Annotated in this window: 13 protein-coding genes; 12 read left to right on the top strand and 1 reads right to left on the bottom strand. The window is 42.1% G+C overall.

The window, feature by feature from the left end; translation table 11 throughout:
• Nucleotides 1-32: 32 nt before the first annotated feature.
• Both ciaR and HMPREF1149_RS03970 read left to right on the top strand, forming a co-directional pair.
• On the top strand, nucleotides 33-707 hold the full coding sequence (gene ciaR, locus HMPREF1149_RS03975; RefSeq protein ID WP_000590635.1) for a two-component system response regulator CiaR: 675 nt from the start codon (nucleotides 33-35) through the stop codon (nucleotides 705-707).
• Nucleotides 697-2034 (top strand): sensor histidine kinase, encoded by a 1338-nt coding sequence (locus tag HMPREF1149_RS03970; protein ID WP_000482353.1) that lies wholly within the window; start codon nucleotides 697-699, stop codon nucleotides 2032-2034. Before ciaR ends, HMPREF1149_RS03970 begins: the two co-directional genes overlap by 11 nt.
• Nucleotides 2035-2097: 63 nt before the next feature.
• On the opposite strand, the gene HMPREF1149_RS03965 is transcribed toward HMPREF1149_RS03970, so the two are convergent.
• A complete protein-coding gene (locus tag HMPREF1149_RS03965; protein ID WP_001111514.1) occupies nucleotides 2098-2382 on the bottom strand; it encodes a DUF3270 domain-containing protein in 285 nt (94 codons plus the stop codon).
• Nucleotides 2383-2767: 385 nt separating this feature from the next.
• Between HMPREF1149_RS03965 and HMPREF1149_RS03960 the strand changes: the two genes are divergently transcribed.
• The 10 genes from HMPREF1149_RS03960 to deoD all read left to right on the top strand — a co-directional run bounded on the left by HMPREF1149_RS03960 (nucleotide 2768) and on the right by deoD (nucleotide 11982).
• Nucleotides 2768-3823 carry an ABC transporter permease gene (locus HMPREF1149_RS03960; RefSeq protein ID WP_000280289.1) on the top strand — a complete coding sequence of 352 codons (1056 nt, stop codon included), beginning with the start codon at nucleotides 2768-2770 and terminating at the stop codon, nucleotides 3821-3823.
• Nucleotides 3824-3836: 13 nt separating this feature from the next.
• A complete protein-coding gene (locus tag HMPREF1149_RS03955; protein WP_000125730.1) occupies nucleotides 3837-4517 on the top strand; it encodes an ABC transporter ATP-binding protein in 681 nt (226 codons plus the stop codon).
• 124 nt (nucleotides 4518-4641) lie between these two features.
• Nucleotides 4642-5571, top strand: coding sequence for a peptidase U32 family protein (locus HMPREF1149_RS03950; protein ID WP_000720264.1), 930 nt, complete (start codon nucleotides 4642-4644; stop codon nucleotides 5569-5571).
• Nucleotides 5572-5676: 105 nt separating this feature from the next.
• The gene (gene rpiA, locus HMPREF1149_RS03945; RefSeq protein ID WP_000429281.1) at nucleotides 5677-6360 is read left to right on the top strand and encodes a ribose-5-phosphate isomerase RpiA; all 684 of its coding nucleotides are present in this window, start codon (nucleotides 5677-5679) and stop codon (nucleotides 6358-6360) included.
• Nucleotides 6361-6383: 23 nt separating this feature from the next.
• Nucleotides 6384-7595, top strand: a complete 1212-nt coding sequence (locus HMPREF1149_RS03940; protein ID WP_000033118.1) for a phosphopentomutase — start codon at nucleotides 6384-6386, stop codon at nucleotides 7593-7595.
• Between the two features lies 1 nt (nucleotide 7596).
• Complete coding sequence (locus tag HMPREF1149_RS03935; protein ID WP_009066813.1) at nucleotides 7597-8157, top strand: DUF1697 domain-containing protein; 561 nt, start codon at nucleotides 7597-7599, stop codon at nucleotides 8155-8157.
• Complete coding sequence (locus HMPREF1149_RS03930) at nucleotides 8154-8963, top strand: purine-nucleoside phosphorylase (protein ID WP_000143354.1); 810 nt, start codon at nucleotides 8154-8156, stop codon at nucleotides 8961-8963. The genes HMPREF1149_RS03935 and HMPREF1149_RS03930 overlap by 4 nt, the downstream gene beginning before the upstream one ends.
• A 4-nt stretch (nucleotides 8964-8967) precedes the next feature.
• Entirely contained in the window at nucleotides 8968-10203 is a 1236-nt protein-coding gene (locus HMPREF1149_RS03925) for a chloride channel protein (protein ID WP_009066807.1), read from the top strand.
• Complete coding sequence (locus HMPREF1149_RS03920) at nucleotides 10200-10910, top strand: type 1 glutamine amidotransferase (RefSeq protein ID WP_000862853.1); 711 nt, start codon at nucleotides 10200-10202, stop codon at nucleotides 10908-10910. The genes HMPREF1149_RS03925 and HMPREF1149_RS03920 overlap by 4 nt, the downstream gene beginning before the upstream one ends.
• Nucleotides 10911-11271: 361 nt before the next feature.
• On the top strand, nucleotides 11272-11982 hold the full coding sequence (gene deoD, locus HMPREF1149_RS03915; RefSeq protein ID WP_000022081.1) for a purine-nucleoside phosphorylase: 711 nt from the start codon (nucleotides 11272-11274) through the stop codon (nucleotides 11980-11982).
• Nucleotides 11983-12004 lie beyond the last annotated feature (22 nt).

Below are 12004 nucleotides of genomic sequence, written 5' to 3'. Positions count from 1 at the left end.
GGTATAATAATCATAACAAGGAGGAGTTTCTGATGATAAAAATCTTATTAGTAGAAGATGACCTGGGTCTATCAAACTCAGTATTTGACTTTTTAGATGATTTTGCAGATGTCATGCAGGTCTTTGATGGAGAAGAAGGTCTCTACGAAGCTGAAAGTGGCGTCTATGACTTGATTTTGCTTGACCTGATGTTGCCTGAAAAAAATGGCTTCCAAGTCTTGAAAGAGTTGCGCGAAAAAGGAATTACGACACCAGTCCTTATCATGACTGCTAAGGAAAGTTTGGATGATAAGGGACATGGTTTTGAGTTGGGAGCGGATGACTACCTCACCAAACCTTTCTACTTAGAAGAACTTAAAATGCGGATTCAAGCCCTTCTCAAACGTTCAGGCAAGTTTAACGAAAATACCTTGACCTATGGGGATGTAGTCGTCAACCTTTCAACGAATGAGGTTAAGGTGGAAGACACACCTGTGGAACTACTCGGAAAAGAGTTTGAGTTATTGGTTTACTTCCTTCAAAATCAAAATGTCATTCTTCCCAAAACACAGATTTTTGACCGCCTATGGGGATTTGATAGTGATACGACTATTTCCGTTGTAGAAGTCTATGTTTCAAAAGTTCGTAAGAAACTGAAGGGGACAGCCTTTGCTGAAAATCTTCAAACCTTGCGTAGTGTCGGGTATATTTTAAAAGATGTTCAATAAACTAAAAAAAACATGGTATGCGGATGATTTCAGCTATTTCATTCGAAACTTCGGAGTGTTCACCCTGATTTTCTCTGCTATGACCTTGATTATCCTTCAGGTCATGCACTCGAGTCTCTATACTTCTGTAGATGAAAAACTACAAGCCCTTAGCACTAGCCCTCAAGCTGTTATCCAATTAGCCCTTAATCGGGCAACTGAAGAAGTCAAAGATATTCAACCAGCAACAGCGGATGCCAGCAAGGCTGAAATCAAACCAAATGTCAGCTCCAATACGGAAGTCTTGCTCTTTGATAAGGATTTTAACCAACTCTTACTGGGCAATCGCTTTTTAGGTTTGGACAAGATCAGGCTGGACAAGAAAGAGTTGAATCACATTCGGCAAATTCAAGTTGTCAATAGCTACGGTCAGGAAGAAACCTACCGGATGATCTTGATGGAAACCAATTCATCCACTGTTTCAAGTAATGTCAAATATGCGGCGGTTTTAATCAATACTAGCCAGCTTGAGCAAATTAGCCAAAACCACGAGCATTTAATTGTTGTAGTCATGGCTAGTTTCTGGCTTCTGTCTTTAATTGCCAGTGTTTACTTGGCACGTGTCAGTGTCAAACCCTTACTGGAAAGTATGCAAAAGCAGAAGTCCTTTGTAGAAAATGCGAGTCACGAACTGAGAACGCCTTTGGCTGTTTTACAAAATCGTTTAGAGACTCTCTTTCGAAAACCAGAAGCGACGATTATGGAATCCAGCGAAAGCATTGCTTCTAGTCTTGAAGAAGTTCGCAACATGCGTTTCCTCACGACAAATCTTCTCAATCTTGCACGTCGAGATGATGGAATCAAACCTGAAGTAGCAGAAGTTTCTCCGCAATTCTTTAAAACAACCTTTGCTAACTATGAGTTGATTGCTTCTGAAAATGATCGTGTTTTTGAATATGAAAATCGGATTTATCGTTCCTTCATGACCGATCAGTTGCTCCTAAAACAGCTCATGACTATCTTGTTTGATAATGCTATCAAGTATACTGAAGAAGATGGAAAAATTGAGTTTGTGGTCCATGCTACGGATCGCCACCTCTATCTATCAGTAACGGATAACGGAATTGGGATTTCAGCTGCCGATAAGAAGAAAATCTTTGACCGCTTTTATCGTGTAGACAAGGCGAGAACCCGTCAGAAAGGTGGTTTTGGTCTAGGACTATCTTTGGCCAAGCAGATCGTAGATGCCTTACGAGGAACGATTACCGTTAAAGATAACAAACCTAGAGGAACGATTTTTGAAGTTAAAATTGCTATCCAATCTCCTCCTAAACGTAAGAATAAATAAAAAGACAGTTTTAAAACTGTCTTTTTTGTTAACTAGAAAAGAGGTTGGTAGTGCTACCAACCTTTATTTTGAAATTTTTCGTTTAATAATCTTTCGTTGGAGTTGGAGGAGTGTCAAGCTTGCCCCCATAGCAGCAACAAATGATAAAGCTGTGTTCAATTTTAAGGCTAAAAAGATAAAACTAAAAAACACCATAAAAATACAAAAACAAGCAATATTTACAAAAAATAAAATCTCTTTTAAATTGGAGCTAACAGGTGCTTCCAGTGTATAGTCTTGATAAAGCGGAGTTTGATTCGATTTGGGAGTTTGTTCAAACTCATAAGCTTCTAATTTTCTTGCGGGCATGATTCTCTCCTTAACAGCACATAACTATTTTATCATTTTTTATGCAGAGAATTATTACAGAATTGTTACAAAACTACTAAAGTCTCTTATCATCTTCTAAGTCGCTCTTCTTGACACCCATTAGGGAAAGTGATAGCATGGATGTTACACTTAAAACAGATGACCTGACCTTCTCTATTATAAATATACTGAGTAAGGAAGGGATAACTTATATAAATTGATAGCAAGCTGAGGCTTTTTCCTAAGATGATTTGTTGAGTTGCTACCTGGATACTTTTGAAGAGTATTGGTAGGAGTTGTTTTGAATGGATGATAAGACAGAAATTCTGTCTATTGGACTGGGTGGATTTTAAACTACCTCTGGGGAAAGTTAAAGGAGATAAGCATGTATCTTGCTATCAAAGAAATAGTACGAAACAAACTTCGATATAGTTTGATTCTAACTACCATTTTTCTTATCGCTTTTATGGTCTTTTTTATGACCAGTCTAGCTCTTGGTCTCGTGCGAAACAACCGAGCAGCTATTGATAATTGGCAAGCAACGGGTGTCGTTTTATCCGACTACGCAAATGATAATTTGACGGCATCTTTTATTCCTGAAAAGGACTACAAGGAAAAGAGTTCTGAAGAGGCTGCTCCATTGGGCTATATGTTTGCTGTAACCAATCTAGTCGATGGTAGTGAAAAGGTCAATGTTTCCATCTTTGCTCAAAACTGGGACTCTTTTATCGCTCCTAGTTTGACGGAGGGTCGTTATCCTGAAGGAGATGATGAGGTTGTCGTGGATCAGTCTTTTGAGAACTATGGGATGAAGCTAGGCGATGCCATTCAGCTTAATGGAAGCGAGGCAAGTTACAAGATTGTAGGCCTGACTCAAGGAAATAAATTTTTTACCGAGCCTGTTGTCTTTACGAGTCTGACAACTTATTGGACCTTACAAGGAACCTTGAAGGCCAATCGTTCCATCTCTGCCTTGGTATTGAAAAATGATATAGAGGTGGTCGGGGATGGACTGAAACAGATTTCCATTCCAAAAATGATATCGAAAATTCCTGGTTACACACCTCAGGTTAATGTATTTTCAGGAATGATTCTTGCTATGATTGTCATTACAGGCTTGATTGTGGGTATTTTTGTTTATATCATTACCATCCAAAAACTAGGTCTTTATGGAATAATGCGAGCTCAAGGAATACAGATCAAAACCATTGTATGGTCTCTATTCTGTCAAATCTTCCTCCTAGCTGGTATGGGGATTGCTTTAGCCTTGCTAGCAATCGGAGGTGTAATTTTAGTCTTACCAGCTACCTTCTTTTTCTATCCAAGTTGGATAGCCTACTCTGTCCTAAGCTTGGTAATTTCCTTGATGGCCCTTCTAGGTGGTGTCATTTCACTTCCACGCTTGCTAAAGGTGGACCCGATTACTGCGATTGCAGAATGATAAGGAGAATAGTATGACAGCATTGATTGAAATGAATCAAGTGACAAAAACCTACGGGGAAGGAAAGATGAAAGTCGTAGCCCTGCATGAGACGAATTTTCAGCTAAATGCGGGAGAGTTCGTAGCTATCGTTGGACCCTCTGGCTCTGGAAAGACGACCTTTCTAACAACTCTAGGACAACTTCAGGAAGCATCGAGTGGAAAGATTCTAGTCAAAGGGAAGGAAACAGGCAGTTTGACGGAGAAGGAAAAAACAGATCTCCGTTTTAGAGAGTTTGGTTTCATTCTCCAGGCTTCAAACTTAATTCCTTTTCTAACGGTCAAGGAACAGCTGGATTTGATTGACAGACTGGATAAGGGAAAAAATAGCAAAAGTGACCGAAAAGAGCTGTTTGACTTGTTGGATTTGGAAAAAGTTCAAAATCATTATCCCAAAGCTCTATCGGGTGGCGAACGTCAGCGTGCCGCGATTGCTAGAGCGCTCTATAACAATCCAAGCATTGTGCTTGCAGATGAGCCGACAGCCAGTCTTGACACTGAGCGTGCCTACCAAGTAACGGAGATGCTGGCTGCCATTGCCCATGAACAAGGTAGAGGAGTTGTTATGATTACGCATGATACTCGCCTTCTTGATAAGGTTGATCGTATTTATGTCATGAATGATGGCCATCTAGTTGAAGAAACACATGCATAAAATAGAGTGAATGGTACAAGTTACTGTTCACTTTTTGATTGGGAAAGATAGAAACAAGTTTAACTTTTTGTGAAACTTTCGGTACCTATAGCTGTTTTTTGAGAAATGTGGTATAATTTTTCTTATGAAAAAGATTATCATTACAGCAACTGCTGAAAGTATTGAACAAGTTGAACAACTACTCGAAGCTGGCGTAGATCGTATCTATGTTGGTGAGAAAGATTTTGGCCTTCGTCTTCCAACGACTTTTAATCATGACCAATTGCGTGAGATTGCTAAGTTGGTTCATGAAGCAGGCAAGGAATTGATTGTCGCAGTTAATGCCCTCATGCACCAAGATATGATGGACCGTATCAAGCCTTTCCTAGACTTCTTGGAAGAAATCAAGACAGACTATATTACAGTAGGAGATGCAGGTGTCTTTTACGTGGTAAACCGTGATGGCTATTCCTTTAAAACCATTTACGATGCTTCAACCATGGTGACAAGCAGTCGTCAGATTAACTTCTGGGGTCAAAAGGCTGGCGCATCTGAGGCTGTCTTGGCCCGTGAAATTCCATCTGCGGAACTCTTCAAGATGCCAGAGATTTTGGAAATTCCTGCTGAAGTGTTGGTTTACGGAGCTAGCGTCATCCACCATTCTAAGCGTCCGCTCTTACAAAACTACTATAACTTTACACATATCGATGATGAAAAAACGCGTAAACGTGACCTCTTCTTGGCTGAACCAAGTGATCCAGAGAGCCATTATTCCATCTTTGAAGATAATCATGGTACCCACATCTTTGCAAATAACGACCTTGATTTGATGACCAAATTGACAGAATTGGTGGATCACGGCTTCACTCACTGGAAGCTAGAGGGACTCTACACACCAGGTCAGAACTTTGTGGAGATTGCTAAACTCTTTATTCAGGCGCGTGGCTTGATTCAAGAGGGTAACTTTAGCCATGACCAAGCCTTCTTGTTAGATGAGGAAGTGCGCAAGTTACACCCTAAAAACCGTTTCCTCGACACAGGATTCTATGATTACGATCCTGATATGGTTAAATAGGACACCAAAACCCGAAATAAAAATGTTCGGGTTTTTCCAGTGTATTCATGAAATAAAAACGGATACATGTTATAATAAAAGTAGCTCTTTAATGGAGGTGTTTAAGTGGAGAATCTGAAAAAGATGGCAGGTATCAAGGCTGCTGAGTTTGTCAAGGATGGTATGGTTGTTGGACTCGGTACTGGATCAACTGCCTACTATTTCGTAGAAGAAGTAGGTCGTCGGATCAAGGAAGAAGGTTTGCAGATTACTGCTGTGACAACTTCCAGTGTGACCAGTAAACAGGCTGAAGGACTAAACATCCCACTCAAGTCGATTGATCAAGTGGATTTTGTCGATGTGACAGTTGACGGGGCGGATGAAGTAGATAGCCAGTTTAACGGAATCAAAGGCGGTGGTGGTGCCCTTCTGATGGAGAAGGTTGTCGCAACGCCCTCAAAAGAATACATTTGGGTGGTCGATGAAAGCAAACTAGTCAAGAAACTAGGTGCTTTTAAATTGCCAGTAGAAGTGGTTCAGTATGGTGCAGAACAGGTCTTTCGTCGGTTTGAGCGAGCTGGCTATAAACCAAGTTTCCGTGAAAAAGACGGCCAACGTTTTGTGACCGATATGCAGAACTTTATCATTGACCTAGCCTTGGATGTCATTGAAGATCCAATTACTTTCGGGCAAGAATTGGACCATATCGTTGGTGTCGTAGAGCACGGCTTGTTCAACCAAATGGTGGATAAGGTCATCGTAGCGGGACGAGATGGTGTTCAGATTTTAACTTCAACAAAAGCAAACTAATCAAAAAAATAAGGAGATACACTATGTCAAAATTTAATCGTATTCACTTGGTGGTACTGGATTCTGTGGGAATCGGTGCTGCACCAGATGCCAATAACTTTGTCAATGCAGGAGTTCCAGACGGAGCTTCTGACACACTGGGACACATTTCAAAAACAGTTGGTTTGAATGTGCCAAACATGGCTAAAATCGGTCTAGGAAATATTCCTCGCGAAACGCCTCTGAAGACTGTACCAGCTGAAAGCAATCCAACAGGTTATGCAACAAAATTGGAAGAAGTATCTTTAGGTAAGGATACCATGACTGGTCACTGGGAAATCATGGGACTCAACATTACCGAGCCTTTCGATACTTTCTGGAACGGATTCCCAGAAGAAATCCTGACAAAAATCGAAGAATTTTCAGGACGTAAGGTTATTCGTGAAGCCAACAAACCTTACTCAGGTACGGCTGTTATCGATGATTTCGGACCACGTCAAATGGAAACTGGAGAGTTGATTATCTATACTTCAGCTGACCCTGTTTTGCAAATTGCTGCCCACGAAGACATCATTCCTTTGGATGAATTGTACCGTATCTGTGAATACGCTCGTTCAATTACCCTTGAGCGTCCTGCCCTTCTAGGTCGTATCATTGCCCGTCCATATGTTGGTGAACCAGGTAACTTCACTCGTACGGCAAATCGTCGTGACTTGGCCGTTTCTCCATTTGCACCAACTGTTTTGGATAAATTGAACGAAGCAGGTATCGATACGTACGCTGTTGGTAAAATCAACGATATCTTTAACGGCGCTGGTATCAACCATGACATGGGCCACAACAAGTCAAACAGCCACGGAATTGATACACTATTGAAAACCATGGGACTTGCTGAGTTTGAAAAAGGATTCTCCTTCACAAATTTGGTTGACTTTGATGCCCTTTACGGCCACCGCCGCAATGCTCATGGCTACCGTGATTGCTTGCATGAGTTTGATGAACGCTTGCCTGAAATTATCGCAGCGATGAGAGAGAATGATCTTCTCTTGATTACTGCGGACCATGGAAATGACCCAACCTATGCAGGAACAGACCATACTCGTGAATATATTCCACTTTTAGCTTACAGCCCTGCCTTTAAGGGAAATGGTGTTATTCCAGTTGGACATTTTGCAGATATCTCAGCGACAGTTGCGGATAACTTTGGTGTGGAAACTGCCATGATTGGGGAAAGTTTCTTAGATAAATTGGTATAAGATGACACGCTATGCTTTACTGGTTAGGGGCATTAATGTCGGTGGGAAGAATAAGGTTGTCATGGCGCAACTTCGTCAAGAACTGACAGAGTTGGGAATGGAAAAGGTTGAAACCTACATCAACAGTGGCAATATTTTCTTTACTTCGACAGTTCCCAAAGCCCAATTGGTTGAAAAGTTAGAGACTTTCTTTGCAGTCCATTATCCATTTATTCAGAGCTTTTCGTTACTGAGTCTTGAGGATTTTGAAACGGAACTTGAAAATCTACCTGAATGGTGGACCAAAGATTTGGCACGAAAGGACGTCCTCTTTTACACGGAGGGCTTGGATGTTGCTCAAGTCATTGAGAAAGTTGAAAGTTTGGAACTGAAAGATGAAGTGGTTCATTTTGGAAGACTTGGGATTTTCTGGGGGAAATTCTCTGAAAAATCCTACTATGCAACTGCCTATCACAAGTACTTGCTCAAGATGCCTTTTTATCGCAACATCACCATTCGCAACGCAAAAACCTTTGACAAAATCGGTCAAATGCTAAAAAATAATAAAGGAGACACAGAATGACATTTTTAGATAAGATCAAGGAAACAGCTGCTTTCCTGAAAGACAAGGGAATCCAAGCGCCTGAGTTCGGTCTAATCCTTGGATCAGGACTTGGAGAATTGGCAGAAGAAATCGAAAATCCAGTTGTAGTAGACTATGCAGATATTCCAAACTGGGGGCGCTCTACAGTAGTCGGACACGCTGGTAAATTGGTATATGGTGACCTTGCAGGTCGAAAAGTCTTAGCTCTTCAAGGTCGTTTCCATTTCTACGAGGGAAATCCTCTTGAAGTCGTGACTTTCCCAGTTCGTGTGATGAAAGTCCTCGGTTGTGAAGGTGTCATTGTAACCAATGCGGCTGGTGGTATTGGCTATGGTCCTGGTACTTTGATGGCTATCTCAGACCATATCAATATGACGGGGCAAAATCCATTGATGGGTGAAAACTTGGATGACTTTGGTCCACGTTTCCCAGATATGTCTAAAGCCTACACACCAGAATACCGTGCTACTGCCCATGAAGTGGCTAAAAAACTCGGTATCAAGCTTGATGAAGGTGTCTATATCGGTGTAACCGGTCCGACTTATGAAACACCTGCAGAGATTCGTGCCTATAAGACATTGGGAGCAGATGCAGTTGGTATGTCCACTGTTCCTGAAGTGATTGTGGCCGCTCACTCAGGCTTGAAAGTTCTCGGTATTTCATGTATTACTAACCATGCTGCAGGTTTCCAAGAAGAACTCAACCACGAGGAAGTTGTGGAAGTAACAGAACGTGTCAAAGGTGACTTCAAAGGTTTGCTTAAAGCGATTCTTGCAGAATTGTAATCCTATGAAAGCACGACTCCAAAGTCTGCCCTACGGAGTAAGATTACTTCTAGCCACTTTATCATTGGGAATAGGGGCTGGGCTAGTCGGCATTGCCTGCCATTATCTACTAGAAGGTGTGCAATGGCTGGCCTTTGGCCAAGCTAGTTCGGATTTGCTCAAGCAATTCCAAGAAGCTGGGGCTCTCCGTAGATTCCTAGTCTTGTGTATGACAGGATGCTTGGCAGCTGTCTTCTGGTATATCCTGCAAAGGCGTCATAAGATCTTCTCCATTCGCCAGCAAATTGACCTAGCTGGAGCTAGGAATCCAGCACCCTTAGCCCACCTCCTTCATGCAGGTATGCAGGTTGCGATTGTCGGAGCAGGTGCATCGGTCGGAAAAGAAGGAGCACCACGCGAGGTTGGGGCTCTTCTAGCTGGTCGCTTGTCAAAGGGGTTCTCTCTAGCCCTTAAAGAACGGAAGGTGTTGGTTGCCTGTGGGGCAGGAACTGGTCTAGCTGCAGTCTATCAGGTTCCCTTTGCTAGTAGCTTGTTTGTCTTTGAGACCTTAGGACTTACCTATAGTTGGCAGAACTTTTTGCTGGTTTTGGCTAGTACTTATCTGGCAACCTGGGTGGCTCAGCCCATTGTTGGTCAGGATGCTATTTATCACCTATCTGCGATCTCATGGTCGGTCAGCGGTTTCTTACAAGCTATTCTGATTGCGTTATTGGTCACTCCTCTAGCACTAGTTTTTCGATCCTTAGCCAAGCAAGCTAATCGTAAACGGCGCAAGGATGAGACGATCCTTTGGGCTCTTCCTCTAGCCTTTCTAGTGTTGGGGAGCCTTGTATCCTTTTTCCCTATCTTTATGGGAAATGGTCAGGTACTAGCGCAAGCCTTGTTATCTCGCCAGCCGGTTCCCTATCTTCCACTGGCTCTTGTAATGAAGGTGCTTCTGGTTTATCTCCTCTTACGCAATGGCGCCTATGGGGGAACCTTGACACCATCATTTGCCTTGGGGATTGGATCTGGTTACTTAGTGACCTTGCTTTTGACAGTAGTTGGCATCCATCTGGATCCAGCTCTAGGAATGCTACTAGGAGCAACAGTCTTTTTAGGGACGACCTTACACGCTCCTCTAACGGCTATTGCCCTAAGCCTTGGATTTACAGGTCAGGATTGGAGTTTGACAATACCGCTTGTACTAGCGGCAGGAATGTCTTACATGGTTCGAAAGAGATGGGAGAGAGGACAATGAAGGTACATTTTGTACTGCATGAAACATTTGAAGTACCGGGTGCTTATCTAAAATGGGCTCTGGCACGAGGGCATCACATTACATCAACAAAGGTTTATGAAAAAGAACCTCTTCCTGAAACAATTGACGGGATTGATTTTCTGATTGTTATGGGTGGTCCTCAATCACCTGATGAGGATAGAGAAAACTTCCCATACTATGACCCTAAGGCTGAGCTTGCTTTTATGAAAGAAGCAATTGCCGCAGATATCTATATCGTTGGTGTCTGTCTTGGTGCTCAGCTCTTGTCTGTTGCCTATGGTGCGAAGTATGAACATAGTCCAGAGCGCGAGATCGGCGTTTATCCTGTGACATTGACGATGGAAGGTCTAACAGATCCTCATGTCAGCTTGTTCGGAGAAACCTTAGAAACCGGCCACTGGCACGGTGATATGCCAGGGCTGACAGAGAATGCTGTTGTTCTTGCGACGAGTCAAGGTTGTCCACGTCAGATTATTCGCTTCAGTCCGAAACATTATGCCTTTCAGGCCCATTTGGAATTTGGTGCAGAAACAATAGAACTCTTAATTACTGCGGATGGTGAGGAGCAATTAAGAGAGCAAAGTGAAAAGTTCACTTTCGTTCAAACACCAGAAGAATTACGTGGAAACGATTATTCTGAAATGAATGCAAAACTGTATGCATTTTTAGATTCATTGGTAAACTAGGAACTACAGAAAGGCACAGTATCTGAGTTATAGTCAAACTCGGGCTAACTATTCTGCGAAATATTTAAATTTAAAATCAAGAAAGAAAGGATGGGTAAACCGTATTTGTTGAACTGAATACGGGCGGAGAACTGCGTGAAAAAGATAAACTGTCTAGCATCAACGATGCTTCGTCAGTTTCCTATTTATAGTTTGTTCTCCGTCGCTATCCTAAATATACAAAAAGAAAGGTAGAGTAAAGTGTTCTAATTTGAACACGAGCGGAAAACTTGGAAAATAGATAATCTGACTGAGAAATCAGGATTTCTCGTCAGATTCCTAATTTTCAGTCGTTTTCTTCTCGCTCTTTGTATCATAAATTATGTCTATCCATATTGCTGCTAAGCAGGGTGAAATTGCTGATAAAATTCTTCTTCCGGGGGATCCTCTTCGTGCGAAATTTATTGCGGAGAACTTCCTTGAAGATGCTGTTTGTTTTAACGAAGTGCGTAACATGTTTGGTTACACTGGTACTTACAAGGGTCACCGTGTATCTGTCATGGGAACTGGGATGGGGATGCCATCAATCTCTATCTATGCGCGTGAGTTGATTGTGGACTACGGTGTGAAGAAATTGATTCGTGTGGGAACTGCTGGTTCTTTGAATGAAGATGTCCACGTTCGTGAATTGGTTTTGGCACAGGCTGCTGCAACTAACTCAAACATCATCCGCAACGACTGGCCACAGTATGATTTTCCACAAATTGCAAGTTTTGACTTGCTAGACAAGGCCTACCATATCGCCAAAGAACTTGGTATGACAACCCACGTTGGGAACGTCTTGTCATCAGATGTCTTTTACTCAAACTACTTTGAAAAGAACATCGAGCTTGGTAAATGGGGAGTCAAGGCTGTGGAAATGGAAGCAGCAGCTCTTTACTATCTTGCTACCCAACACCACGTTGATGCACTTGCTATCATGACCATTTCTGATAGCTTGGTCAATCCAGATGAAGACACCACTGCAGAAGAACGCCAAAATACCTTCACTGATATGATGAAGGTCGGCTTGGAAACCTTGATTGCAGAGTAATCAGAGAATAGCTTTTCAATTA

The sequence above is a fragment of the Streptococcus sp. BS35b genome (assembly GCF_000286475.1).
Taxonomy (GTDB): domain Bacteria; phylum Bacillota; class Bacilli; order Lactobacillales; family Streptococcaceae; genus Streptococcus; species Streptococcus oralis_W.
The sequence above is the reverse complement of the archived record's forward strand: the minus strand, read 5'-3'. Positions and strand labels throughout refer to the sequence as shown.